This window comes from Acidisoma sp. L85 (assembly GCF_009765865.1).
In the GTDB taxonomy this organism is placed as follows: domain Bacteria; phylum Pseudomonadota; class Alphaproteobacteria; order Acetobacterales; family Acetobacteraceae; genus Acidisoma.
On the sequence record NZ_LMUQ01000012.1, the window covers coordinates 39,659 to 64,042 of the forward strand.

General features: G+C 62.3%; 23 protein-coding genes, 1 tRNA gene and 1 pseudogene. 7 read left to right on the top strand and 18 right to left on the bottom strand.

Going from position 1 to position 24,384, the window contains the following annotated elements; genetic code table 11:
- Positions 1 to 2: 2 nt before the first annotated feature.
- A complete protein-coding gene (locus GSQ83_RS01655) occupies positions 3 to 998 on the top strand; it encodes an ABC transporter substrate-binding protein (RefSeq protein ID WP_158800975.1) in 996 nt (331 codons plus the stop codon).
- An 84-nt stretch (positions 999 to 1,082) separates the two neighbouring features.
- Here the strand turns inward: GSQ83_RS01655 and GSQ83_RS01660 are convergent, their stop codons facing one another.
- From GSQ83_RS01660 to GSQ83_RS01680, 5 genes are all read right to left on the bottom strand, one after another.
- Complete coding sequence (locus tag GSQ83_RS01660) at positions 1,083 to 2,579, bottom strand: sugar ABC transporter ATP-binding protein (RefSeq protein WP_158800976.1); 1,497 nt, start codon at positions 2,577 to 2,579, stop codon at positions 1,083 to 1,085.
- Complete coding sequence (locus GSQ83_RS01665) at positions 2,576 to 3,712, bottom strand: hypothetical protein (protein WP_158800977.1); 1,137 nt, start codon at positions 3,710 to 3,712, stop codon at positions 2,576 to 2,578. Before GSQ83_RS01665 ends, GSQ83_RS01660 begins: the two co-directional genes overlap by 4 nt.
- Complete coding sequence (locus GSQ83_RS01670) at positions 3,694 to 5,814, bottom strand: ABC transporter permease subunit (protein ID WP_158800978.1); 2,121 nt, start codon at positions 5,812 to 5,814, stop codon at positions 3,694 to 3,696. The genes GSQ83_RS01665 and GSQ83_RS01670 overlap by 19 nt, the downstream gene beginning before the upstream one ends.
- Before the next feature lie 10 nt (positions 5,815 to 5,824).
- Positions 5,825 to 6,823, bottom strand: coding sequence for a sugar ABC transporter substrate-binding protein (locus GSQ83_RS01675; RefSeq protein ID WP_158800979.1), 999 nt, complete (start codon positions 6,821 to 6,823; stop codon positions 5,825 to 5,827).
- 64 nt (positions 6,824 to 6,887) lie between these two features.
- A complete protein-coding gene (locus GSQ83_RS01680) occupies positions 6,888 to 7,877 on the bottom strand; it encodes an ABC transporter permease (protein WP_158800980.1) in 990 nt (329 codons plus the stop codon).
- Positions 7,878 to 8,086: 209 nt separating this feature from the next.
- On the opposite strand from GSQ83_RS01680, the gene GSQ83_RS01685 reads away from it, so the two are divergent.
- On the top strand, positions 8,087 to 8,827 hold the full coding sequence (locus tag GSQ83_RS01685) for an SDR family oxidoreductase (protein WP_158800981.1): 741 nt from the start codon (positions 8,087 to 8,089) through the stop codon (positions 8,825 to 8,827).
- Positions 8,828 to 8,842: 15 nt separating this feature from the next.
- Here GSQ83_RS01685 and GSQ83_RS01690 read toward each other — a convergent pair whose 3' ends face one another.
- The 10 genes and pseudogenes from GSQ83_RS01690 to GSQ83_RS30835 form a co-directional block, all read right to left on the bottom strand.
- Positions 8,843 to 9,724 carry an N-acyl homoserine lactonase family protein gene (locus tag GSQ83_RS01690; protein ID WP_158800982.1) on the bottom strand — a complete coding sequence of 294 codons (882 nt, stop codon included), beginning with the start codon at positions 9,722 to 9,724 and terminating at the stop codon, positions 8,843 to 8,845.
- Positions 9,725 to 9,774: 50 nt separating this feature from the next.
- Positions 9,775 to 10,551, bottom strand: a complete 777-nt coding sequence (locus GSQ83_RS01695; RefSeq protein WP_158800983.1) for an SDR family NAD(P)-dependent oxidoreductase — start codon at positions 10,549 to 10,551, stop codon at positions 9,775 to 9,777.
- A 34-nt stretch (positions 10,552 to 10,585) separates the two neighbouring features.
- On the bottom strand, positions 10,586 to 11,578 hold the full coding sequence (locus GSQ83_RS01700; protein ID WP_158800984.1) for an ABC transporter permease: 993 nt from the start codon (positions 11,576 to 11,578) through the stop codon (positions 10,586 to 10,588).
- Positions 11,579 to 11,592: 14 nt separating this feature from the next.
- Complete coding sequence (locus GSQ83_RS01705; protein ID WP_158800985.1) at positions 11,593 to 13,125, bottom strand: sugar ABC transporter ATP-binding protein; 1,533 nt, start codon at positions 13,123 to 13,125, stop codon at positions 11,593 to 11,595.
- A gap of 22 nt (positions 13,126 to 13,147) precedes the next feature.
- Positions 13,148 to 14,476, bottom strand: a complete 1,329-nt coding sequence (locus tag GSQ83_RS01710; RefSeq protein WP_158800986.1) for a sugar ABC transporter substrate-binding protein — start codon at positions 14,474 to 14,476, stop codon at positions 13,148 to 13,150.
- Between the two features lie 218 nt (positions 14,477 to 14,694).
- Positions 14,695 to 15,507, bottom strand: a complete 813-nt coding sequence (locus tag GSQ83_RS01715; protein WP_158800987.1) for an N-acyl homoserine lactonase family protein — start codon at positions 15,505 to 15,507, stop codon at positions 14,695 to 14,697.
- A gap of 20 nt (positions 15,508 to 15,527) precedes the next feature.
- On the bottom strand, positions 15,528 to 15,911 hold the full coding sequence (locus GSQ83_RS01720) for a carboxymuconolactone decarboxylase family protein (RefSeq protein ID WP_158800988.1): 384 nt from the start codon (positions 15,909 to 15,911) through the stop codon (positions 15,528 to 15,530).
- A 16-nt stretch (positions 15,912 to 15,927) separates the two neighbouring features.
- Positions 15,928 to 17,283: an MmgE/PrpD family protein gene (locus tag GSQ83_RS01725; RefSeq protein WP_158800989.1), complete on the bottom strand. Its 1,356-nt coding sequence runs from the start codon at positions 17,281 to 17,283 to the stop codon at positions 15,928 to 15,930.
- Between the two features lie 8 nt (positions 17,284 to 17,291).
- Positions 17,292 to 17,735, bottom strand: coding sequence for an NAD-binding protein (locus GSQ83_RS30830; RefSeq protein WP_256367205.1), 444 nt, complete (start codon positions 17,733 to 17,735; stop codon positions 17,292 to 17,294).
- Positions 17,718 to 18,200, bottom strand: a pseudogene (locus tag GSQ83_RS30835) (NAD(P)-dependent oxidoreductase); the annotation flags it as partial. The gene GSQ83_RS30830 and the pseudogene GSQ83_RS30835, both read right to left, overlap by 18 nt.
- Positions 18,201 to 18,563: 363 nt before the next feature.
- Here GSQ83_RS30835 and GSQ83_RS01735 point away from each other — a divergent pair.
- Positions 18,564 to 19,478, top strand: a complete 915-nt coding sequence (locus GSQ83_RS01735) for a LysR substrate-binding domain-containing protein (RefSeq protein WP_158800991.1) — start codon at positions 18,564 to 18,566, stop codon at positions 19,476 to 19,478.
- 5 nt (positions 19,479 to 19,483) lie between these two features.
- On the opposite strand, the gene GSQ83_RS01740 is transcribed toward GSQ83_RS01735, so the two are convergent.
- Positions 19,484 to 20,464: a D-2-hydroxyacid dehydrogenase family protein gene (locus GSQ83_RS01740; protein ID WP_158800992.1), complete on the bottom strand. Its 981-nt coding sequence runs from the start codon at positions 20,462 to 20,464 to the stop codon at positions 19,484 to 19,486.
- 118 nt (positions 20,465 to 20,582) lie between these two features.
- Between GSQ83_RS01740 and argE the strand changes: the two genes are divergently transcribed.
- The 3 genes from argE (at position 20,583) to GSQ83_RS01755 (ending at position 22,491) form a co-directional block, all read left to right on the top strand.
- Positions 20,583 to 21,737 carry an acetylornithine deacetylase gene (gene argE, locus GSQ83_RS01745; RefSeq protein WP_158800993.1) on the top strand — a complete coding sequence of 385 codons (1,155 nt, stop codon included), beginning with the start codon at positions 20,583 to 20,585 and terminating at the stop codon, positions 21,735 to 21,737.
- A 5-nt stretch (positions 21,738 to 21,742) separates the two neighbouring features.
- Positions 21,743 to 22,027: a hypothetical protein gene (locus tag GSQ83_RS01750; RefSeq protein ID WP_158800994.1), complete on the top strand. Its 285-nt coding sequence runs from the start codon at positions 21,743 to 21,745 to the stop codon at positions 22,025 to 22,027.
- A gap of 134 nt (positions 22,028 to 22,161) precedes the next feature.
- Positions 22,162 to 22,491: an SWIB/MDM2 domain-containing protein gene (locus GSQ83_RS01755; RefSeq protein ID WP_158800995.1), complete on the top strand. Its 330-nt coding sequence runs from the start codon at positions 22,162 to 22,164 to the stop codon at positions 22,489 to 22,491.
- Positions 22,492 to 23,122: 631 nt separating this feature from the next.
- On the opposite strand, the gene GSQ83_RS01760 is transcribed toward GSQ83_RS01755, so the two are convergent.
- A tRNA-Ala gene (locus tag GSQ83_RS01760) sits at positions 23,123 to 23,198 on the bottom strand.
- Positions 23,199 to 23,325: 127 nt separating this feature from the next.
- On the opposite strand from GSQ83_RS01760, the gene GSQ83_RS01765 reads away from it, so the two are divergent.
- Complete coding sequence (locus GSQ83_RS01765) at positions 23,326 to 23,646, top strand: YggT family protein (RefSeq protein ID WP_158800996.1); 321 nt, start codon at positions 23,326 to 23,328, stop codon at positions 23,644 to 23,646.
- Between the two features lie 34 nt (positions 23,647 to 23,680).
- On the opposite strand, the gene GSQ83_RS01770 is transcribed toward GSQ83_RS01765, so the two are convergent.
- On the bottom strand, positions 23,681 to 24,384 hold a 704-nt coding region (locus tag GSQ83_RS01770; protein ID WP_158800997.1), incomplete at its 5' end, for a TerB family tellurite resistance protein.

Sequence of the window (24,384 nt, forward strand, 5' to 3'; positions counted from 1 at the left end):
CGATGAAGAAAATCCTTCTCGCAGGCGTCATGGCACTGGGCCTCGCCGCCCAGGCACAGGCCGCGGACCATCTGACCTTGCAACTCAAATGGGTCACGCAGGCGCAATTCGCCGGCTACTACGTCGCGGCGGCCGAGGGCTACTACAAGGCGGCCAATCTCGACGTCACGATCAAGCCGGGCGGGCCGGACATCAACCCGTCGCAGGTGATCGCGGCAGGTGGCGCGGATGTCATCGTCGATTGGATGCCTGATGCCTTGGCGGCGCGGGAGAAAGGCGTTCCGTTAGTGAATATCGCTCAGGTTTTCGAGAATGCGGGACTGGAACTCCCCTGCCGGAAAGATAGCGGCATCACCAAGCCCGCCGATTTCAAGGGAAAGACGCTGGGCGTGTGGTTTGCCGGCAACCAATATCCCTTCCTCGCCTGGATGGGAAAGCTCGGCTACACGACTGAGGGATCGAACCCAGATGTCACCGTCCTTAAGCAGGGCTTCAACGTTCAGCCGCTGTTGCAGAAGCAGGCTGCCTGCATCTCGACGATGACCTACAATGAATACTGGCAGCTCATCGAGGCCGGCATGACGCCCGAGCAACTGTTGGTATTTAAATATCAGAACGAAGGCGTCGCGATGCTGGAGGATGGGCTTTATACCTCGGATGCAGAGCTCAAGGATCCGACAAAAGTGGATGCGCTCGCGCGGTTCGTGAAAGCGTCGATGCAGGGCTGGGAGTATGCCGCCGCCCATCCCGAGGAAGCCGTCAAGATTGTCATGGCGAATGACACAGCGGGTGTGCTCGACGCCGCGCATCAGACTCACATGATGAAGTCGGTGGCCGAGCTTCTTGGAACCGACAAGGCCAAAGCTGGCTATCTGAACGAGGCCGACTACGCGCGCACGGTTGATGTTCTGATGAGCGACAAGACGGATCCGGTGATCACGAAACAGCCGGTCGGCGCGTACAGTCACGTTGTTTGGGACAAGGCTTACGGGCACTAAGACCGCCCTGACCTGGTCCGCACTTGCACCTCATGCTTGGCATAGCCCAGCATGAGGTGCCTCAGTGACTAAACCTACGAACGCCTAGTGCACTGCGGCGAACATGATGCGTTCCTCGGTCGCCTGGGCGATATCCAGTTCCTCAACCACCCGGCCTTGCCGAGCGACCAGCACGCGGTCGGAAAGTGCCATGATCTCTGGAAGATAGGATGAGATCACGACCACGGCGATACCGCGATCGGCCAGCGAATTGATGAAGCGGTGGATCTCGGCAATCGCGCCGACATCGACACCGCGTGTGGGCTCATCGAAGATGATGACCTTGGGTTCCTGGACAGCGGCCTTGGCAATGACGACCTTCTGCTGATTACCGCCCGAAAGCTCGATGATCTTCGCACTCGCATCGATCGCTCGCACACCAAGCCGCTCGGTCCATTGCCTGGCGAGAGTCCGCGCCTCCGTCATCGAAACCACAGCGAGCGGATTAAGACCGCGCGCAAGATTGCCGATCTGGATATTCTCCGCGATCGACATGGTCTCGAAGAAGCCTTCCACTTTGCGGTCCTCAGTAACATAGACTATGCCGTCGAGGATCGCCGGCCGTGGCGTTCTGTAGCGAACGAGGCGGTTGCCGAGTTCGATGGAGCCGCCATGGAAGAAGTCGCGCTTCAGCACGCCGCTTACGATCTTCATCGTCTCAGTACGACCGGCGCCGACCAGGCCGAAAAACCCTGTGATCTGCCCCGCGTAGATCGAAAACGATGTGTTTCGGACGATGCTGCCCATGGACAGGTTCTGCACACTCAATACCCTCTCGCCATAGGCTCGGGCACGCCGCGGCTTGTCCTGGTCGTAAAGCTCATGCGACAGGGTGCGGCCCACCATGCCATGCACGATACGCTCGCGGTCGAAATTGGCGGTAGCGTCCGTCACCACAAGCTCCCCATCGCGCAGGATGGTGATGCGGTCCGACAGGAGAAGCGCTTCTTCCAGAGCGTGGCTGATGAAAATGATGGAGGTGCCGCTGTCCTTGAGGCGACGTACAAGATTGAAGAAGTGAAACTTCTCCTCGGGTGTTAGGCTCGCGGTCGGCTCATCAAAGATGATGAGCCGGGCTTCGTGATGCACCGCGCGCGCGATTTCGACCATCTGCTTTTTGGCAGCGCCCAGCGACGAGACCAGCGCCATGGGATCGACGTAGAAATTCAGCGACAGCAGGAAGCGTTGCGCTTGGATATAGAGACCGCGCAGCCGGTTGAAGATCTTCTCCTCGCCGAGATAGATGTTCTGTGCCACCGTCATCGACGGCACGAGGTTGGTTTCCTGAAACACCATCGCGACTCCGCGCTGCTTTGCCTCCGATGGCGAGGCAAGCGTGACGGCCGCGCCGTCGATCAGCATCTCGCCAGAACTTAACTGGTAGACGCCGGCGAGGATCTTCGTCAGCGTCGATTTCCCAGCGCCATTCTCGCCGACGATCGCGTGAATTTCACCGGCCTCGACATTGAAATCAATGTTGCGGATGGCGGGAACGCCCCTGAACTCTTTCGTGGCACGTCGCAGTTCCAGAACCTTCGTCATGCGGGATAGCCGCTCAAAAGCGGGTCGCGCGGCAGTCCGACCAGAACGCCCGAGCCCTGCGCACCGACCATCAACGTGTCACCATGCTCCGCGAGAGACGTCACCCCATGCACCCGGCCATCCGCGCGGCTGTGGTAGCTCGCGATGGGCCGCATGCGTTCATCGCAGCGCACGACGAGGCCATAGGACCAGGACGGCGACCACGGCTTCAGAGTGTTCAGCTTCTTGCGTGCGCCACCTTGGATCGGTTCCAGAAAAGTAACGCCGCTGAAAAGCGCTGGCGCGATCCAGAGATCGGTGTCGATGGTGTCGATCATGCGGTCGCGATAGGCCGTCTCTTTCAGCACAAACTCCACGAGCTGGTTGCGCGGTGCGAACATCGCGAGCCAGAAGCCACCACCCTGCGCTGCCAAGATGCGACCCGGATAGGCGGGAAGCTTGCCGAGCGCGGTCACAATCGGCGTCGCCCGCGCAGCCTGCAGCATGACGACCCGGTGCCGCCAAGCCTCCGACACGAAAACCGCGCTATCCGCCCCCAATACCACGCCAGAGGGGAAGCAGAGACCCGAGGCCAAAGCGATCGGCTTCCCGCCGTCAGTCAATGGAATACGCCAGAGTTTGCCGCTGGCACCCTTGGTCATGAGGTCGCGCTTCCACTCGGCGGCGGGCAGCATCGCGGAGCCATTCGCGAGGATCAATGTATCCGCACCGAGAAAAGCACCGGCGGTCGGACAATTCAGCCGTTCTCCTTCCACCTCAATCAGCATCCTCCCGTCGTGCCGACCACCAACCAGCAGCACACCCTCCCCGTCCTGTCCCACCGCGAGCACACCGCTCGGGCCAACCGCGAGAAAACTTACCGGCTTCGGACAGGTGCGGATGATGCGTGAGGTCCAACCTAAGTCACCGGCGGCCAGCGACACGATCTCCGAACCCTGCGATCCGATCAGCCCATCTGGCGTCGTGAGAAGATTGTCGAGGCGAGGAAAGCGGCCCAGGATCGGCGCTTGATCCAGCTGCGTATTGGGCGTGAGGGGACCATCCATCGCGGGCACTGCGGTTCCGGCCGTGTCGAAGCCACGAAATGACGCGTAGGCCCGGTGCAAAGCTCCGATCACGAGGGCGCCCCCCAATAGGCATCCTGCGCGCACCAATTCGGATCCGCGCCCGGAATCTTGTAGCGACCGATACGGTTGTTCGAGACGCCGCCGAGATAGAGATAGCCCCTGTGCTCGCGCATCGAGGTGATCATGGGATGGTTCTCACCACCTAAATCCCACAGGCTTTCGAGAATATCGCCACGTTCGTTGAAGCGGATGACGCAGCCCGTATTGATATTCGGATATAGCCAAAGATCGGGCGCCACACGCCGCGCCATGCGGCGGCGGAAACCTGGCATGGATAGCGCGAGATCGAGCGCGGGGGTCCGCATCCCTAGCAGCGCCGCCCAGTAATTGCCATCCGACGATCGGTTGATGTTGTCGGGATAGCCAGGAAGATTCGCCAGAACCGGCTCGCGCTTGCCCTTTTTAGGCCCATCGAACCAGTAGCGGCTGATCGAACAGGTCCAGCTCTCGGCGAAAAGGAAAGACTGGCCGTCGGACGCCGTGACGACGCCATTGGCGAAAACCAGCTTGTGGATCTCGGTACGCGTGCTCCCGTTGCGCGGGTCGTAGCAAATCATTCGCCCATTGCCGCGGCTTTCCAGCGCGTCGGTCGCCCAATCCTCCTGCTCGTAACGGATCGTCGCCTCGCTGAAATAGACCCGTCCGTCCGGCGCGATATCGAGATCATCGGCCAGACGCAGGCGCGAATCATCGACGACCGAGAGCAGGCTGCGGTTGGTCTCGTCGGTGAGCTTACTCACCACTTTGTCGGGCGAAACCTGATATAGCCCCATGCCGCCGATACAGACGAGAAGATTGCCTGCTCGGTCGAAAGCCATGCCCAAAGGATGGCCGCCGATATGCGCGAAAACCTCGTGCCGCTTATGGTCCGGGCCGAAGAAGCGCACGATGTCGCCTTGGCGCGTGCCGCAATAGAGGTTGTCGGCGCGGTCGAGAATCACGTCTTCCGGACCCTCGATCACGCCGAGACCGATAATCTCGACGTTGCGAAGCTTGTCGTTCAGCGCATAGGGCGAGCCGGGATCCGTGGTACGCGGCGGCGGCGGCAGCGTGAGATAGGCCGGAGACACGTAGATCTTCGACAGCCATTTCTCGCGGTTCTTCAGCCAGCGCATATCGATGAAAACCGCACCGATCAGGACGCAGCCCAGAATCATCGAAGTCACCGGCCCGGTAACGCCGAAGTTGATGAGGCTATTGGTCAGAATGAGCACCAGCAACGCGCCCATGATGGCCTTGGAGACAGAGCCGCGCCCGCCGCCGAGCGAATTGCCACCTAGCACCACGGCCGTCAGCGCGGAGACCTCCAACCCGATGCCGGTATCGGAACCGGTGCTGCCAAGCCGGGCGGCGAACAGAAACCCCGCCAGCGCACAAAGCCCGCTCGACCACACATAGGCAAAGAACACCGTGCGGCGAACATTGATGCCGGCATTATAGGCTGACCGCCGTGCGCCACCGACCGCCGTCAATCGCCACCCTGGCCGCATCCGCGACAGCACGATATGCCAGCCGATGGCGATGACCACCGAAAGGATCAGCGAAAAGGGAATGGCGAAGACCGCGCCGGCACCAAGAAAGTCCCACAGATCGGAATCGACATTTCCGGAAACCAGCGCGGTCGAGAAATGGAGGAAAACCAGCTCGTAGATCGAGCGAAAGATGATGAGTGTGACGAGTGTCGTCAGGAAGGCGCGCAACCGCATGTAGCCGACGAGGAAGCCATTCAACGCGCCGCAGACCGCGCCCATTGCCAGGGTCGCGACCCAGACAACCGGAATAGGCCAGCCCAACACGTTGATACCGAGCAGTGCGAACAACACGGACAGCGAAAAGACCGCACCGACGGAGAGATCGATGCCGCCCGAGATAACGACGATCGCAAGACCCAGAACAACCAGCCCGAATTCGGCGATCTGACGGCCGAGATCGGACAGATTCGAGAGTGCGAAGAAATCCGGCGTGATCGCGCCGAAAACAACGATCACCGCGATCAGCGCGATGAACGGAATGGCGTTGTCGATCCACCGCTTGGACAGCAACTCCCCGACCAGATGGTCGGGGAGATAGCGGTAGCGCAGGCGCGCAAGGGTCTCGTTCTGGGGCATGAGCCGGTGGCTATTTCAGCTCGCTCAGCGACCAGCAATTGCGCGGCGTTAGGTTGTCCTTCGTGAGGATCGTCAGCGGCGTGTAGTAGGTATTCTTGACGGTTCCGGCCTTGGCGGGAGAGAGCAACAGCTCAACAATCTGCTGGTTGAGGATATCGCCCTGCAGCGGCACATTGTAGCTCACGGTCATATCGAGCAGGCCTTTGCGGATATTGTCACAGCCATCCTTGGTGCCGCCGCCCGAGGTCACGACATAGACTTTTCCGGTCTTGCCGGCCTGCTGGATAGCCGCGCCGGCACCGACATCCTGGTTGTCCCAATTGCCGACGACACCGCAGAGATCCGGGTTCTGTTGCAGAACCGTCTCCATGATCGCGCGTTCCTTGGCCGGATCGTAGTTCGCGGCCTGCTCGGAGACGATCTTCATGTTGGGATGCTTCCCGAAGACGTCGTGATAGGCGAAGAGCTCATAGAGGTTGGAGGCCGCCGTCGGCACGCCCTGCATGATGGCGACCTTGCCGGAGGTGCCGGGACCGCATTGCTTCACCAGCGCATCCGCCTCGACATAACCCACCTTCACCCAATCGGCGCCGACATAGGAATCCGTGGCGAGCGAGGATTCCAGATTGACCTGCAGCACCTTGATCCCAGCCTGCTCCAGACGCTTGATCGGCCGTGAATAGGACTGCACGTCTGGGTTATGGACAATGACGAGGTCCGGCTTTTGCGCGATCAGCGAGGTGAGCGCTCGTGTTCCGGCATCGGTACTCCAATTCGGGTCGCGGATTTCGAACTTGTAGCCGAGATCAGCGGCCTGGCGACGCATGATGGCGGCCCAGCCTTCCGTCAGGTCGAAGCCCATGGCAAGCGGCACGAAGACCACAGTCTTGCCCTTGAGGCCATCGTAATAGGGCGCACGGCGAGCCGCATTCGACAGCCCGACATCCTGCGCATAGGCCGTGCTGATCGCGAAGAAGGCGCTCAGCACGAAGGCGATGAGGCGAAGCATGGGATCCTCCTATTCTTATTGTTGGAGCGAGTGATGTTGAACCGGAGCGGGCTGCAGCGCCGCGTCAGATATCGCCCTGTTGCTGCTGCGCGGTTTGCTCGTCACGGGGGTTTATGACGCTGTCGGCAATCAGTGCCAGCAGCAGGATGATGCTCTTGACCAGATTTTGCTCGGTATAGGAGACGTTGAGGATGGTCATTCCATCCAGCAACACGCCAACCAGAAGCGTGCCGACAAGCACGCTGCGTACATTGCCCCGCCCCCCGCTGAGGCTCACGCCGCCAAGCACGACGACGAGCAGCACGTCATAGATCATCGTCGAATTGTAAATCCGCGTGCTCATGCTGGCGACGGATGCGGCCATTACCAGCCCGGCCGCATAGGCGATCAGGCCGGTGACGACATATTGCGCGACGATGAGGTTGCGGACTGGAATGCCAGCGATACGGGCGGCTAGCAGATTGTCCCCGATCGCATAGACGAAGCGGCCAAAGCGCGTCCAGCGCAGGAGCAAATAGACCATGGCCGCCAATATGGCGAAAGCGATGATCGGCACCGGCACGCCCAACACACGGCCGACGCCGAGGAAGGAGAACCAGCCGGCATTGTCGGGCACGTTCTGCACGTCGATCTTGAAGAAATACGCGCGCCCCACGCCATAGACCGCGAGGCCCATGGCAAGCGTCGTAAAAATCGCCGGAACATCGGCGTAGGCCACGAGGATTCCCGTGATACAGCCGACGACAATGACGAACCCCGCGCCGACCAGCAAAGCAAGGTCGAAGTTCATCCCGGTCTGTGCCAGGGAGAAAGCCCAAGAAACCGCGACCACCATCGTGGCGATCATCGCAAGATCGATCCCCCGCCCGATCACGACGAGGCCCATGCCCAGACCAAGCATGCCCAGGATCGAAACGCTGCGGACCAAAGCGATGATATTGCCGGAGGTTAGGAAGCCATGCAGGCTCGCGGCGAAGCCCAGGAAAAGGACACAGGCCAGCGCGAAGACGATGCCCTCCTGCGTAACCTTGAAGCGGCCTGCTAAGGCCCTCATTTTCCTGTAGGTGCTCGCATTACCGATGGACCGGCGACTCCGTCGCTGGTCCCTCCCCCTGTTCCATTATGGTTGAGCGACTGTACGCACAGCGTCACGCGGCCAGAAATAGCGTGGGCTGGCATAGCAGCTATAGTCACGACAATAGGCCATTCCGGCAGAGCGAAAGTCTATCCTCATGAAAATAAATCGTCGCAGGAGGAATTGCCATGTCCAGCCGGCTTGAGGGTAGCACACTCGTCACAGGCGGAGCCGGCGGAATTGGCCGCGCGATCGTTCAGGCACTGGCCGCGCGTGGCGAGAGGGTCATCATCGGGGATTTCGATGCCGCCGCCGCGAAGATCCTGGCCGACAGCTTAGGCCCCAAGGTTCTGCCACTCGCCCTGGACGTCACGGATGCCGCCGCCGTGGATAGCCTGCTCGATCGCATTCCCGCGGAATTCCTGCCGCTCCATACACTCGTCAATAATGCGGGCCATGATGTTGGCGGCCGCACGCGTTTCGACCAGGGCTCGGCCGATGACTGGGCCAGCATCATCGACACCAACCTGAAAGGCATGATGCGCGTCACCCGCAGCGTCATCCCGGCGATGGTGAAGCGTGACGCCGGCGATATCGTCAATATTACTTCGGTGAGCGCGGTGCGGATGGTGCCTGATATGGCCGCCTACACGGCCAGCAAGGCCGGCGCCAAGGCTTTCACGGAAATGCTGCGTGCCGATCTCGCGGAAACCGGCCTCCGCATCACGGAAATTCAGCCCGGCCTTACCCGGACCGACATCATCGTCAAACGCTATCGTGGCGACCGCGAGGCCGAACGTGCGTATTTCGAGCAGTATCGCATGGCACTCGACCCCGCGGATGTCGCGAGGTCGGTGCTTTTCGCATTGGATCAACCGCCGCAGATGCAGATCGCCGAGATCCTTCTGCTGCCGGTCAACCGCTGGTAGACCGGCAGCAGAGACTTAGGAGACGAGACTTACCGCGCCATCAGCCAGCGCGATCTCGCTGATTCGCAGGCCGGTTTCCTTGATGATTCGTGACGGGAAGAGGTTTCTGACCTCCTCGTCATGGATCGGAACGACGCGCTTGTAGTCTCCGCCAGCCTCTTTGATCATCGCATCGGTCGCGAAGAGCAGATTGGTGTGGCTGACCATGGCGAGGCCGACCGGCACGTAATACGGGTCGTCCGGTGTCTGGCTGGTCATGTTCTGGTAGCTGTAGACCAGATCGCCGGCCAGCACCCAGGTATCCTCGCTCTTGGTCGCGCCATCGTTGCGGACGGCGACATATTGGCAGCCCCAGGTATGGGTATCCGGCGCCGAGCGGATATCGATGTTCGGCAGGAAGTTCTCGCGGTCGCCATCGAGTGCCACGAGGCGGCCCTGGCGCGCCAGATCAACGATCCGCATGATATCGGCGGGATCGGTCGCGACATTGAGCCAGCGGAATTTCCGGTCCAGCGCCATCGCCCAGATCCATTTCGAGAGCTCACGCTCCTGGATATAGAACTTGGCGTTCGGGAAGGCGTGAGTATTGCCGGCGTGGTCGAAATGGGCGTGGGTGAGCACGATGTGCTCGACCTCCTCCGGCTTCACGCCCGCTTCCTTCAGCACCACATCGGCGGGCTGCCAGCCATGGACGTTGAACAGCTTGCCTAGCGTCTCGCCATAGGCGTGATGGTCGTAGCCGACATCCACCAGGACCGTCGTGCCCTGGCCTTTGATGAGGACATAGCCATAGGGCATTTTCCGCGTGCCCTGGTTATGCGCGCCGTAGACGATGCCGGTAATCGGCGCCGTCGGCATATAGGCGTATTCCATAACCCAGATCGAATAATCCGCCATCGCACCGTTCTCCCGTTTTCTTTGCGCCGGCCTATTGGCCAGCTTCGGACTCAAGCATTCGCGACGAAACCGCCGCCGTCAATAACGACCGCCTGCCCGGTGATGAAGGACGCGGCGTCGGAGCTCAGGAACAGCACCAGCTGGGCGATTTCCTTCGGGTCGCTGATGCGGCCCATCGGGATCAGGGGGATGACCGTGTCCTTGGCCCCCTGCTCGCTGCCGAACATATTGGTGAGCAGCGGCGTCATCACGGAACCGGGAGCGATGGCATTGACGCGGATATTTTTCTTCGCGACTTCCAGCGCCACCGAATTGGTCAGCCCAATCACCCCCCATTTGGACGCGCAATAAACCGCCGTGGTGGCAAAGCCCATGACACCGAACAACGACGAGGTATTCACGATCGCGCCACCGCCATGCGCGAGCATGTGCGGCACCTGATATTTCAGGCCGAGGAAAATGCCCTTGAGGTTCACATCGACGATCTGGTCGAAATCCGCCTCGTCCAGCTCGTGAACCAGTGCGGTCTTGCCGGGGATGCCGGCATTGTTGAAGGCGATGTCGATGCGGCCGAAACGGGCGGCGGCGCGCTCCACCAGCGCCTTGACCTCGGCATCGCGACGGACATCGACCTCGGAGAACTCGACCCCAACCTTGGTGGTGCGAGCAATTTCCTCCTTTAGGCTGGCACCCTCGGCGGCGCCGATGCCGGCGACGAAGACGTTGGCGCCAGCTTGGGCGAAGGCGAGCGACGTGGCGCGACCGATGCCGCTGGTGCCACCGATGATGAGCGCGGTTTTGCCCGAGAAGTCATAGGTCACATTCATGCGGCTCTCCGAAGTTGTGGGGCACGCCGCCCCGCTATTTAACGATGCGGCTCAGCAGGCGATCCTGGCCGACCAGAACGGCGCCCACCACGACCGCGCCTTTGATGACCATCTGCCAATAAGGCCCGACACCGAGCAGGTTGAGGCCGTTATTCAGCAGCGCGATAATCGCGACGCCGATAAAGGTGCGATGCACGCCGCCGATACCGCCCGCCAACGACGTGCCGCCCACAACAATCGCGGCAATGGTGTTGAGCAGCAGATCCTGGCCCAAGGTCGGGCCGACTGCGCCTAGCCGTGACATGGCGAAAACCGCGGCGATGCCCGCCATCAGACCCGAGAAGGTGAAAGAGGCGATCTTGTAGCGCCCCACTGGCAACCCCGCCGTCCGGGCCACGATCTCCCCGCCGCCGATCACCAGCGCGAAGCGGCCGAACTTGGTCCAGATGCCGATCGCAACACAGATGAACCACAGCACCAAAGCGCAGAGCGCGATATTGGGCAGGTGGCGGATCAGTTGCCCGGTCGAGAGCGTATCGAGCACATCGGAATCGAACATGATCGCACGGCCGCTGAGGATGCTCAGCGCCATGCCGGTGAAGATCGAGAGCGTGCCTAAGGTCACCACGAAACTCGGCACGCGCCCAGCGACGCAGATGGTGCCGTTCACGCCGCCACAGATCGCGCCGAGCAGCGCCGCCAGCGGCAAAATCATCAAGCCGTAATCGTGATTGGCGAGAAGGCTCACGCAGACCGAGCCGACCAGCAGCACGATCGCGCCCACGGAGAGGTCGATGCTGCCCATCAGGATCACGAAACTCGCGCCCAGCGAAGCGATGAGCAGTGTCGCGGCCTCGCCGGTGATGGCCGAGAAATTCCGCCAGCTCAGGAAGGGCGGCGACGCGATGCCAAAGACGACGATCAGCCCGACCACCACCAAAATCGGCAGCCACATGCCGCGATTGGCCCTGAGGGATTGCCAGACGGCATTCGGCGGCGTGGGGCGAGACGGGCTCGTCTGTGACATGCTCTGGGAATCTCTCAAGCGGCGCTGGGCAGCATATGCGGAATGAGGTCGTGTTCGGTGGGTTTCGCCTCGACCGGCGCGGCGATTTCGGCCACCACCCTCCCGCGCTGCATGATCAGGATGCGGTTCGAGAGGCCGATCAGCTCGATGAGTTCGTCGGTGATCAGCACGATGCCAACGCCCTGCTCCGTCAGCCCGCGAATATGCGCGTAGATTTCCTCCTTGGCGCCGGCGTCCACACCGCGTGTCGGATTGTCGAGCACGAGCAGCTTGAGGTTCCGCTGCAGCCAGCGCGCGAGCACCACTTTCTGCTGGTTGCCGCCGGAGAGGTTGCGCAACGGCCCACCTGGCGAGCCGGAGCGTATGCCCATTTCCCGCACAGCACGTTCAGCGGCGCGCCGCTCGCGCCGCAAGCGCCAGACACCAAGATGCGAGAAGCGGTCGGCGCTCGGCAGCGACAGGTTGATGGCGAGCGAGAGGTTCGGAATGATCCCCTCCACCAGCCGCTCGGCCGGAACGTAGCCGACGCCCTGGCGGATCAGCTGCGCGATGCGCGGCAGCCGGGCAGCGGCCCCGGCCAGCGCGATGGTGCCTTCCGCAGGCGGCTCGACTCCCGCGAGCGCCTTGCCGAAAGCGGATTTGCCGGAATCGAGCAAACCGCCCAGCCCGATGATCTCGCCCTCGCGGACATCGAAGGAGATCCCGTTGAAGCCGCGACCCTTGAGGCCCTTCACGCTGCAAAGCATGGGCTTGGCTACGGCCTGTTGCTGGCGTGCGACATGATAATAGTCGTCGGAGCGCTCCCGCCCGACCATCAGCGCGTAGATATCCGTCTCCCCGGTCGTCTTCGGGTCGAGCTTTTCCGAAAGCCTGCCGTCCCGCATCACATGCATGGCGTCACTCACCGCCCGCACTTCCGAAAGGCGATGCGAGACGAAAACGAAGGAGGCCTGGGCTTTCAGCCGCAGGAGCAGATCGAAAAAGGCCGTCTCGTCCTCGCGATCCAGCGCCGAGGTCGGCTCGTCCAGCAAAACGACCGGATCCTCGAGCCCGAGGAGATGGCGCGGCGCCAGACAGGCGCGCGCGATCTCGATCGCCTGGCGCTTGGAAAAATCGTAGCCGCTGGTGACGCGGCGGACATCGACATCGAGCCCGGCATCCTCGACGATCTTCTCCGCCACCGCGATCATCGCCCGCTTGTCGAGAAACTGACCCAGCCGCGTGAAGCGATGCTCCTGTGACAGAACCAGGTTTTCGTAGACGGGAATATTCGCGACCAGCGCCTGCTCCTGAAAGACGCGCGTCACACCGCGCGCGAAGGCGTCAGCGAAACTCTGGGGCCGGTAGTCACTCCCCTTCAGCCTCATCGTCCCCGCATCGGCGCGCTCGAGGCCGGTGACGATATTGAACAGGGTCGATTTGCCCGCACCGTTTTCCCCGACCAGACCGATGATCGATCTGGGGGGCACGGCCATCGTCACGTCATGAAGCACCGGAATAGGCCCGAAGCTTTTCGACACGCCTTCGATGCGAAGCAGATCCGTCATGCGCGCGTCCGGCGGGTTTGGCTCAGCCCTTCTTCATCGGCGAGGGGCCGAACATGTCGATCTTGTAGTGCGCCTTATATTCGTCCGCCACCGCCTGCGACTGGCCGTTTTGCCGCGCATCCATATAGGCCTTGGGATATTCCCAATTCGCCGGCTTCTTGATGCCCTGCCATTCGACATCCATGTCGAGCGGCGTCATCAGATCCTGCGGGTCCCAATCCTTCGGATGCAAGACTTTAGACATCAGGCGATAGTCGAAGGGCGCGACATCGCCGTTGTTCACGTAACGCTCGAGATAGGTATCGACATTGTCGAGCGTCATCATCTTCGAACCCCAATGCATCATCCGCTCCGGGGCGCGGGGCTGCCAGCCATTCATGACGTCATAAAGTCGCGTCGTCATCATCGCGCCCATGAACTGCGGGACATTCGCCGCCGTCGCCACCAACTGGCCGCGTTTGATGGCCGAGGCCGCTTCGGGATTGCCGTCTCCGGCGGAAACGATGAGCACGTCGTCGCCTGCTTTGAGCCCGGCGGTTTTGAGCGCGGCGATGGCGCCTGCGGCCTCCTCGTCATTGGCGGCGTAGATGCCGACCGCGTCGGGATGCCGGGTGAGTAGATCCTGCGCGGCCTTGTTTCCATCTTCCATGTTGAAGTTTCCGGGCAGGTCATCGACCAGCGTGAATTCCGGGAACGCCTTGAAGGCATCGTTGCGGCCCCGCGTGCGCAGAAGATCAGTGATGAAACCGGGAATACCGGTCAGGCCGATGATTTTGCCGCCCTTGCCAGTCTTCTTCTTGATCTCGGTCAGCAGCTTTGTGGTGACTTCAAAGGCCGCATGATAGTCGTCCGGATCCGCGTAGTAGGTGTAGTATTCGCTGGCATCGAAGGGCGTGAACCACGGCTCCGTCGCCCAGACATTGGCGACCCAGGTTTTATTCTGTCCCGCCAGCTTCGCGATGCGTTTGATGTTGCTGCCGTCCGGCGCGTTGAGGATGACGCCGCCCAAACCACCGGCGGCTGCCAGTTGCTCGTATTGATCGAGCTGATGTTCGCTGTTCAGCTCTGCATCCGCCGAGGTGCTGCCGATCTTGAGAGCGGCCGTTGTGTCCTCGACTGACTTCTTCACCGTCAGGCAATATTGCAGGCGAGAGGAGAAATACATATAGGCGATCTTGCCACTGGGCGCCGCGATCGCGGCCGTCGGCAGCCCAAGCGTGCGCGCGGCGGCACCGACCGCGACACCCGCCGTCACCAACTGCACAAAGTCCCGACGCGACACGCCACGCGTATCGAGACGATCGAGATGGCGATCGATCAGCTTCTTGTCGGACAGGTCTGGAATGCGCATCGTTCGTTTCCCCAATTGACTGGCCGCCTTTCATTGGCGGCGCATATTGATTTAGTGCTTAACCGCGACCCAAAGATCCGTCATGGCACGCGAAGGCGTGCGGGGCACCCCGTGCCATCCACACCTTCTCTTTTCTAAGCAAGCAAGGCGCGGATGCGCGGCCTTCGCCGAGCATGACGTGGTGGAATGAGCACGGTTCGAACCAAAGACACTCCGTTTCAGAAGGCACTCTGACGTGGCGGCACATCCAGGCGGGCGATGATGCCTTCGAGTTCGGGGCGCGGTGGCGGATAAAGCGCCATCACCAGAGGATCATGCCCGGGAATAATGTAGTCCCTTCCCGCTGCCTGGCGCCGCACGAGATCGAAAGCCTCAACGGCATCACCTGCATGGAAGACCGTCGTGAAGGGCCGCCCACTATCCATGTTCTCGAAATAGTGCAGAACATCGGAAGCCAGAACGACCCAGCCGCGCTGGGTATTGACCCGAAGAAATTGCAGCCCGCCCGAATGTCCGCTCGCGAGGTGCAAGGTAATGCCCGGCGCCAGTTCGTCATTGCCGCGATAGAAGGTCACCCGGCCGCCATAATTCAACCGCACGATGCCAACAACATCCTCGACCTCAAAGGCATGGTTGAGGAAGGGATGCCGCATATAGCGGCCGGTGGCGTAGTGAATCTCCGGCTCCTGGAGATGGAACTGCGCCACAGAAAACTTGTCGAAATTGCCGACGTGATCGTAGTGCAGATGTGTCAGCACCACATCCTTCACCGTCTCTGCGGAAAGCCCAACCAGAGATAGTGCCTCGATCGGATCGCGCAGAAATTCGCGTTTGCGCTTCACCGCCATTTCCGCGGTGAAGCCGGAATCGATCACGAAGCTACGCTCCGCACCGATCGCCACCCACACGAAATAATCCATCCGCATCGGCCCATCATGCGGATCGCCGCCAAGGAAGTTATCGGCGCGACGGCCCTCGCGGGTCGCGTAGCGAATGGCGTAGAGTTCGTAGGTGGGCAGGCTATCGGGCATGCACCGCGCCTCGCTCTGGATCAGCCCGCTTTAGCTTCTTCGGCGAAGACTTCGCGAGCGATGCGGAAAGCGTCGACGCCTGCGGGAATGCCGCAATAGACCGCGACCTGCAGAAAGACCTCCCGAATTTCGTCCTTCGAAACGCCGTTCTTCAGCGCGCCTTTCACATGCATCTTCAGCTCGTGCGGCCGGTTCAGCGCACTGATCATCGCGAGGTTGAGCAGGCTGCGTGTCTTGCGCGGCAGACCATCGCGGCCCCAAATCGCGCCCCAGCAATATTCGGTGGTGAGTTCCTGCATCGGCATGTTGAAGTCGTCAGCGGTCTTGAAGGAGTTCTCCACGAACTCCGCCCCCAGGATCGACTTGCGAATTTCGAGCCCGCGTTCGAAGACTTCGTTGGTCATGGCTTTCTCCTTGATTCTAGCTCTGCGTCAGTGCTGCGATAACGCCGACATCGTCCAGCTTCTCCAGACGCGATACAGCCTCCTCCAGCGCCGCCGCCTTGCTGCCACCAAGGATCGCGGAGGCGGCATCGCGGAAACGCTGCACGACACCCTCTGGCGTCGCCGGCACGACATCGGGAAGGCTGCGCGTACGCTTGGTGCCGTCCTTCAGCGTTACTTCAACGGAGGCACCCTGCCGGCCCGGATAGGCCGAAGTGAACTCCGCCCCCTCCTCGACCGTGAGTTTCTGCGCAAGTTGTATGATCGCCGGATCGTCAAGCCTGCGGTAGTTTTCTTCGGAGACGCCACCATGCACCAGAGCGGCGGCGACACCGAAATGGATGCTCATCTTCGCCTGCAGGATGCGGCCGAAGGGTCCCGCATAATCGCAGCCGGGGTACATCACCATGGCGCGGGTGCCGCGCACGCGAATGGCCTGCACATCGCCGGGGCGAACCCCGTCCTCGCGTGCCAATAGCAGCATCACCTGGCACGGCGTTTGAGCGAAGTTACAGGCAGGAACCGGCTTGTTATAGACGCTCAGGATCTCCGGCGTATCATCCGCAAACAGCGTGATGGCGGGGATCGGGTTGCCCGGTCGATAGGCCGCGAAAAGCCCCGCCGCGCCGTCCAGCACGCGTTCGGAGGATCGCGCGCCGAGCGCCGCCAACTCGACCGAAGTCACGGAATTGCGCGCCGCGAAACCGGCATGGAAAAACATCTCGTCGCTACCCGTCGCAGGCCATTCGTTGAGGCCACTCAAGGTATTGACCGCGAGGGACAGTGCACTCGCCGTTTCCTCCTCGCTGAGCCCCATCATCCGCGACCCCGCGATTGCCGCCGCGACCGGCCCCGCGAACCCGGTCGGGCGGAAGAAGCGTGCGAATTCCGAGGTGATCAGCGCGCGGCCAAAACGCCCGCCCGCCTCATAGCCAAGAATTGCCGCCTCGATGAAGTCGCGCCCGCTGACAGGGCGGCGCGCCGCAAGCGCCAGCAATGTCGGCATGATGACGACGCCAAGGTGGCTGATGCTGCCGGTATGCATATCCTCCCGCACCAGCCCATGCCCCATCACCGCATTGGCGAAGGCCGCTTGCGGCACCGGCGCGCGATGCGCGGTGCCGAGAACCGGCGCCGCGCCCTGCTCCATGGTCGCGAATCGGATGGCCTGCACCGAAATCGGCAAATCCCGAGATTCCAGCGCGCAGGTGAGGAAATCGAGCAGGCAGATGCGCAGCTTCTCGGCCGCTTCGGCGGCGCGCGGAATTGTCGCGGTCAGAGCCGCATGCGCGATGCCGCGACAAAGCGGAACGCCTGCATCAAATGTCTGCATGCCATCCATCACGCGCGCACCTCCACTCCCGCCCAGGTCTCGATATTCCGGACCATGGATGTGAAATCGGACTCCGGCCCATAAACGGCATTCGTCACCGCCAGCATTTGCCGCACCATGGCGCCCACCGGCATCGGAATGCCCATCGCCTCAGCCTCATCCAGGCAAAGGCGCACATCCTTGTAGGATAGCCCAGTCATGAAGCCGTAATCGAAAGTCCCCTCCAGCACGGATTTGGGGAACTTGTCCTGGATCGCGCTGTTGCGACCGCTGCTGACATTGATGACGTCGATCATCACCTTGGGGTCAAGCCCCGCCTTCATGCCCATCACCATGCCTTCGGCGGAGATCGCCATGGCACAGGCCGCCAGAAGATTGTTGATCAGCTTGAGGGTCTGCGCCGAACCCGGCTTTTCGCCGATGTAGAAGAGATTGCCGAAAATCGCGAGCAGCGCTTCGACCTCGCCATAGCTCGCCTTCGGGCAGGAAACCATCACCGCCAGAGTGCCGTTCTTGGCGCCCTTGATCCCGCCGCTGACCGGGGCATCGACCGAGATGATGCCATGTTCGCGCAAACCCTCCGCGACGCTCGATGCGACGCGCGAGCCGGTGGTGGAGAGATCGACGAAGATCTTGGCGCGGCCGCCATGGGCCACACCGTCCTCGCCCAGTGCGACCTTCTGCACCACGGCCGGGCTCGGCAGGCTGGCGAAAACGATATCCGAGGCGGCGGCGACCTCTGCGGGAGAGCCGGCGCGCGTGGCGCCCTCTCTGACGAGCGCGTCCACCACAGCGGAGCTGGGGTCTGTGACGACTACGGCATGCCCCGCAGCGAGCAGCCGTTGCGTCATGAAACCGCCCATGCGGCCGACGCCGACAAAGCCTAGTTGCTGACCTGACACTTCTACCCCCTGCGGCGCTTGCCGCCCCGGCCTATTCGCCTCTCGCCCGCATCACCATCGCCACAAGCGGCATATCAGCCTGCGGCGGCGACGTATCCTGTCGCCGAGCCGCGGTCGCTGCGGCTTCTCCCGGAATCCTGCGCCAACGCCGGGCGGCGTGACGCATAATCCCATGCCCATTTGTCCAATCGGATGGAAATAGGCGCGAGATGCGCCTGCTCGAATGTTTCCCGGGCACTTAGCGGACCCTTGCATGGTCGGAAGGCTAGCGGCGCGGCTGGTCCCGTGCCAGATTGCGCGGCGGCTATAGCAGCTATGATCACCGCGACAGGAGTGGCGCGGATGGGCCAAGCTTAGCGTTTACCGACTGGAACCCGCTTGGAACTGAAACAGCTCCGATATTTTCTATCCGTTGCCGATGCCGGCAGCTTCTCGAAGGCTGCAGTCAAGCTGTCGCTGACCCAGCCGGTGTTAAGCCGGCAAGTCAAGTTTCTCGAGGAGGAACTGGGTGAGGAGCTGTTTTACCGCAACGGCCGCGGCATCGTCCTCTCCGACGCCGGCGAGGTTCTCGCAACCCATGCCCGCAGCATGGTTGAAGTCGCCGACCGCATTATCGGCGAGATGGCCGCGCGACGGACTTCGCCGAGCGGCAAAGTCGCCATCGCGATGCCACCCTCGATCGGCTGGGTGCTGACGGTTCCTTTGGTGCAGCGCTGCCGGGAATTTTATCCGGCGATCTCCCTGCATGTCGTCGAGGGCTTCAGCGGCCATGTCCTGGAATGGCTGGCAAACGGACGCGTCGATATCGGCGTCGTCTACAACGCGCCGCGTCACCCAACCCTGCTAACCGAGCCATTGCTCGAAGAGGATTTGATCCTGCTCGGCCCGATGTCGGACCCGGCGGGCGTCGGCAACGGCTCCATCACCGCCGAGCGGCTGGCGCAGGTGCCCCTCATCATGCCGGCGAGGCCGCATGGGCTGCGCATGCAGGTCGATCAGGCGATGAGCCGGCTCGGCGTCACGCTGCGCATCGAGCACGAGATGGATGCAATGGCCTCAACCCTAGGCCTGGTCGAGGCAGGCGTCGGCTACACCATCCTCTGCTATGCCGCGACCGAGCCGCGCATCGCAGCGGGCCGGCTACGCTGGTGGCGAATCGCGGCGCCTACCCTCACCCGGCAGCTCATGCTCGCGACAGCGACGCAACGCCCGATGACCGCGGCGACGCGACTCGTCATCAAGATGATTCGCGACCAGGTGGCGGATCTGTCCTGGGGTCCGGCGACGGGTTAGTCTGATCAAGACTTCACCGCTTCCGGATTGACCATCCTGACCGGATGCCCATCGAGGAAAGCCAGCGCATTCTCCACGCTCTGCGGATAGAAAGCGGCCCAGGTCTCCGCGACGCCATAGCCGAGATGCGGCATCAGCACAGTGTTCTTCGCTCGGCGCAGCGGATGGTCCGAGGGCAGCGGCTCCCGGTCGAAGACATCGAGCGCCGCGACGATACGCTTCGCGCTCACCGCTTCCATCAGAGCCTCCTCATCCACGAGCGGCCCGCGCGAGGTGTTGACGAGGATCGCGCCCGGCTTCATGCGGGCGATCTCCGCCGCCCCGATGATGCCGCGGCTCCGTGGTGACAAGACGAGATGCAGGCTGATCGCATCCGACCGGGCGAGCAGATCATTCTTCGTGGCGTATTCCGCCCCGGCCGCCTCCGCCGCTTCCGGGGTGAGGTTCTGGCTCCAGGCGAGGACCGTCATGTCGAGAGCGCGGCCATAACGGGCCATGAGGCCGCCGAGCCGCCCAAGTCCGATCACTCCAAGCGTTTTGCCCGCAAGCCCAATCCCGACTGGCACGCCTTCCTGAAAGCCACCCCGCCGCATCGTCGCATCTCCCACAGCGATGCCGCGTGCTGCCGCGATGAGCAGGCCAAGCGCGAGCTCGGCCGTTGCCGCTGCTCCCTTTCCATCGCTGACCGTGTTGCAGACCAAAATGCCGCGCGCCGTACAGGCATCGACGTCGAGTGACGCGTTCTTTGCCCCGGTGATTCCCAACATCCGCAGCGCTGGCAAACGTGCGATCAGGGATGCGGGCATCGGCGTTCTCTCACGCATCGACAGGATGATCTCGAACTCGGCCAGCGCCGATACGGCGGCATCCTCGCTCTCGAAGGCTTCGGCGAAGAACACGACCTCGGCCTTTTCCGACAGGGCCGACCAGTCGGCGCTGGCCCGGGCGATCCGTTGCCAGTCGTCGATCACCGCTGCTTTGACCACACGTGCCTCCATTGCTTGCCCTCGCCCTGGCTAATGCCATCCCGCATCGGGCGGAAGCGTGGCATGCCACGAGAATGCGATGGTGTTAACGTGAGGCAAGGCTGTGAGGCACGTCGGAATGAGAGATACGGTTGCGACGCTGGGTCACCTCGTCGGTTTCCCCAGCCTCAGCCGCCGCCCCAATGAGCCGATCGTCACGTGGGTGGCCGACTACCTGCGCGCGACCTCCGCCCGCATTCGCCTCATTCCCGGGGACGAGCCCGATAGAGTCAGTCTCCTCGCAAGCTACGGGCCGGACACACCCGATGGCATCGTGCTCTCGGCCCATTGCGACGTGGTTCCGGTTGAGGGACAGCCATGGACCAGCGATCCCTTCACCCTCCGCGAAGAAAACGGGCGGCTGCATGCGCGCGGCGCCACCGACATGAAGGGCTTTCTCGCGGCGATGCTGACGGTCGGCGAGGCGGCCGGCCGGCGGAAGCTCGCCCGGCCCCTGCACCTCATGCTGTCGCATGACGAGGAAATCGGCTGCGTCGGCATCCGCTCCCTGCTGCGGGTTCTCGCGGCAGAAGGCTTCCGCGCCGCCGGTTGCATCGTCGGCGAACCGACCGGACTGCGGGTCGCGACCGGCCACAAGGGCAAGATCGCGGCCGAGGCCGTTTGCCGTGGCGAGGCCGCGCATAGCGCCAACCCTTTCCTCGGCTACAACGCGATCGGCATTGCCGCCGGTATCGTGAGTGAGATCGAGGCTTTGCAATCCTGGCTTTCGTCACAAGGCAGCCGGGACGAATCGTATGAGGTGCCTTTCAGCACGGTCCAAGTCGGCACCATCCAGGGCGGCACGGCGCTGAATATCGTGCCGGACCGCTGCGCGCTCGCCTTCGAATTGCGGCTGCTTCCCGGCGAGGACGGCGCCGCCTTGCTCGACCGTCTGCGCGACGGGGCGGAACAGCGGCTGCGCTCTCCGCGTGCCGAGGGTCATGCCGCCGCCATCGAGATTTCAGTGACAAGCGCATATCCCGGCCTCGCGGAGCCCGATCCGGATGCCGAAATCGTCGCTCTCGCCAAGGCAGCTACCGGCGACGCGAGCGAGATCCGGCTGGGTTTCGGCACCGAGGCCGGGCTGATCAGCGAGCAACTGAACTTGCCTACCGTTGTCTGCGGCCCCGGCTCGATCGATCGCGCCCACAAGGCCGACGAATTCATCACCCGCCCCGAACTCGAGGCCTGCGACCGCTTTCTGGGGACGGTACTAGACCGACTCACCGCTTAGGTCGCGTGCTGCGCGTAAACTTCTTTTTCGGCGGTCAATTTGTGCGAATCGAGGATCTCATGGGGGCGGATGAGGAGTTTGGCTCGACCACGGCCGCCGGGGTGGTGCCATGCTCCCGAGTCGGCAACATCGATGCAGGGGACAAAATGAGGGCCGATGGCCGCCCATGGCCGATCAGTGTGCGAATCAAGTCACTTTACTGGCAAAAGCATGCGGAAGGTTGGCATGGAACACCAGTTAACTGCGCGGATGTGGAAGCTCCTCTTGATTTGGTCGAGGGAATGGCCTGAGAAGGACTAGCTGGATGCGCAGGCACAACCAGCTTGCTTTTCAAGCCCGAAGACACATCGCCGCGACGGAGGCTTGTTGCCGCCGCAATCGGGGTGAAGGATAAGGGCACACCATTCGTCGATGAGGAAACTTTATGCCAGACAAGACCGCCCCTAAGGCTCCCGCGAAAGCCGCTCCCAAGGCCGCCGCCAAGGCCGCGCCAGCCGCGGCCGCTGGAAAGAAGCCGAATGCGCTTCAGCAGCCACTCAAGCCTTCCGCTGAGCTGGCCGAGGTGGTCGGGCAGGGAACCCTCTCGCGCGGCGAGGTGGTGAGCAAGGTCTGGGAATACATCAAGTCCCATAACCTGCAGAACCCTGAAAACAAACGCGAAATTCTGGCCGACGACAAGCTTCGCAAGGTCTTCGGCAAGGACAAGGTGACGATGTTCGAGATGAACAAGCACCTCGCGCAGCATCTGAAGTAGCTAATGGGCGGAGCTTTCTCAGACGAAGGGAAGCTCCGCCTGCCGATTCTTCCGATTTCCCGACAATCGCTGGTTCCTCGTTAAGCAACGGCGCCGTGAATACATGAGCGCTATGCCCGGTGGCTTGCGGTCGCGCATACGCGACCCGCGCCGGGGGTCAGAACGTGGGTCGCTTCGAGATGATCGCAGCGCGCGGTTGCCTCAAGACTCGCTTTGCACGTTCCGCAAATGCCATAGCCGTTCGTGAGCTGCGACAAGCGTATCCATCGATCTGCGCCGATCAGCCTTCACATGGATGGGGCGATGCACAAGGATGGTCTCCAAGATCTGAAGCAGTTGCTCCGCGATCTCGAATTCCTCCTGGTCGCAAGCCTGATGAAAGGCAATGAGGACCTTGTCAGACAGACGACGCGTGTAGCGTGGTTGTCCCGCGTTCATGTAGCTCAGAGGGACCCTCCTGCGTTCGCGTGACAGGTTGCATGCAAGCAGTGGCAGCAAAGTCCGTTCAGGGAAAGTTAACCATTCGGCGGATCGTCCAATTTTACGTCCGCAACGCACGAACTAAAAATGCGCGCGAGCAAACGATCGCGGCGCAATCACGGAACGTTATGAATGGGTTAAACCGGCGGAATGGTGGAGCTGAGGGGGATCGAACCCCTGACCTCGTCATTGCGAACGACGCGCTCTCCCAGCTGAGCTACAGCCCCATCCCGCCGGGCGCGGAACATGGTCAGGTGCCGACCTGCTGTCAAGCACGCTCCCCGAGTGGCCGTGTTGCAGCCCCCGGTCAGGCTCGTTAGGGTCCGCCGCGACCGCTAAGGAAGACCGAGAACCATGGGTGCCGACTTACTATCCGACCTATACTGGCTCATCGAGAAGGTGATCAGCCTCTATATCTGGGCGATCATCCTGGCGGCGGTCTTCACCACCCTCGCCTCTTTTGGTGTCCTCGATACGCGCAACCGTTTGGTCTGGACGATCGGCGACTTCCTCAACCGCGTGACAGCGCCGGTTCTCAACCCGATTCGCCGGATCATCCCGTTTCTCGGCAGCATCGACATCAGCCCGATCGTCGCGATTTTGCTGCTGGGCGTCCTGCAACGCGTGATTACCCAGATCTATTTTCGTTTTGTGATGTCGGGCGGTGGCTTCTGAGCGGCAAACAGCCGCAGAGGTAAGCAGCCTCGCCCTAAAGGCCGCGCTCGCGCTTGATGCGGTCCCAGGCGGCGTTGATCCGGGCCGCCCGCTGTGTCGCCCGGGCGATGAACTCCACCGGCACACCACGCGCGGCCAGCCCGTCGGGGTGGAACTCCCGCATCAGCCGCTTCCGCGCTTCCCGCAGCTCAGCGTCGGTCGCGTTGCGGGTCAGGCCAAGCTCCGTATAGGGATTGCCGTCCTCCGAGGCACGGGCGCGATCCGAAGTGCCCCCCATCGCCTGGTCCCAGGAAAACCGGTCGAGCCGGAACAGCCGGTGGACCTGGGCAAGGAAGGCGATCTCCTGCTGGTTGACCGCGCCATCCGCCCGCGCGATCGCGAAAAGCGCCCGCAGCACTTCCTCCAGGACCACGCGATTGTCGGCCTCGAAGGCGAGTGTGAGTTCCTGCGCGAAGGGCTCGAACCCGGCCGGGCTTTTGCGGGCCGCATCGAACATGCGTCCGACCTCCGCCACATTATGCGCCGGCACGTGGAAGGCGCGCTTGAAGGCGTCGATTTCCAGCCGGTTGACCGGTCCGTCGCATTTGGCGAGCTTGGCCGAGAGGGTGACGGCGCCGATGGCGAAAACTTGATCGCGGCGGCCTAGCATGGCGGCGAAGCGGGCCGAGCTAAGCGGGCTCGGGCCCGAATCACGCTTCGGTTTGAAGCCTTGCAGGGCCGATTGCATGCCGGGGATCA

Coding starts and splice junctions, on each gene's coding strand:
- GSQ83_RS01695 (WP_158800983.1), bottom strand. CDS start 10,551: ATGAATGTGACCTATGACTTCTCGGGCAAAACCGCGCTCATCATCGGT.
- GSQ83_RS01705 (WP_158800985.1), bottom strand. CDS start 13,125: ATGACGGATCTGCTTCGCATCGAAGGCGTGTCGAAAAGCTTCGGGCCT.
- GSQ83_RS01685 (WP_158800981.1), top strand. CDS start 8,087: ATGTCCAGCCGGCTTGAGGGTAGCACACTCGTCACAGGCGGAGCCGGC.
- GSQ83_RS01670 (WP_158800978.1), bottom strand. CDS start 5,814: ATGCCCCAGAACGAGACCCTTGCGCGCCTGCGCTACCGCTATCTCCCC.
- GSQ83_RS01725 (WP_158800989.1), bottom strand. CDS start 17,283: ATGCAGACATTTGATGCAGGCGTTCCGCTTTGTCGCGGCATCGCGCAT.
- GSQ83_RS01675 (WP_158800979.1), bottom strand. CDS start 6,823: ATGCTTCGCCTCATCGCCTTCGTGCTGAGCGCCTTCTTCGCGATCAGC.
- GSQ83_RS01690 (WP_158800982.1), bottom strand. CDS start 9,724: ATGGCGGATTATTCGATCTGGGTTATGGAATACGCCTATATGCCGACG.
- GSQ83_RS01660 (WP_158800976.1), bottom strand. CDS start 2,579: ATGACGAAGGTTCTGGAACTGCGACGTGCCACGAAAGAGTTCAGGGGC.
- GSQ83_RS01765 (WP_158800996.1), top strand. CDS start 23,326: ATGGGTGCCGACTTACTATCCGACCTATACTGGCTCATCGAGAAGGTG.
- argE (WP_158800993.1), top strand. CDS start 20,583: ATGAGAGATACGGTTGCGACGCTGGGTCACCTCGTCGGTTTCCCCAGC.
- GSQ83_RS01700 (WP_158800984.1), bottom strand. CDS start 11,578: ATGTCACAGACGAGCCCGTCTCGCCCCACGCCGCCGAATGCCGTCTGG.
- GSQ83_RS01720 (WP_158800988.1), bottom strand. CDS start 15,911: ATGACCAACGAAGTCTTCGAACGCGGGCTCGAAATTCGCAAGTCGATC.
- GSQ83_RS01715 (WP_158800987.1), bottom strand. CDS start 15,507: ATGCCCGATAGCCTGCCCACCTACGAACTCTACGCCATTCGCTACGCG.
- GSQ83_RS01710 (WP_158800986.1), bottom strand. CDS start 14,476: ATGCGCATTCCAGACCTGTCCGACAAGAAGCTGATCGATCGCCATCTC.
- GSQ83_RS01655 (WP_158800975.1), top strand. CDS start 3: ATGAAGAAAATCCTTCTCGCAGGCGTCATGGCACTGGGCCTCGCCGCC.
- GSQ83_RS01680 (WP_158800980.1), bottom strand. CDS start 7,877: ATGAGGGCCTTAGCAGGCCGCTTCAAGGTTACGCAGGAGGGCATCGTC.
- GSQ83_RS01755 (WP_158800995.1), top strand. CDS start 22,162: ATGCCAGACAAGACCGCCCCTAAGGCTCCCGCGAAAGCCGCTCCCAAG.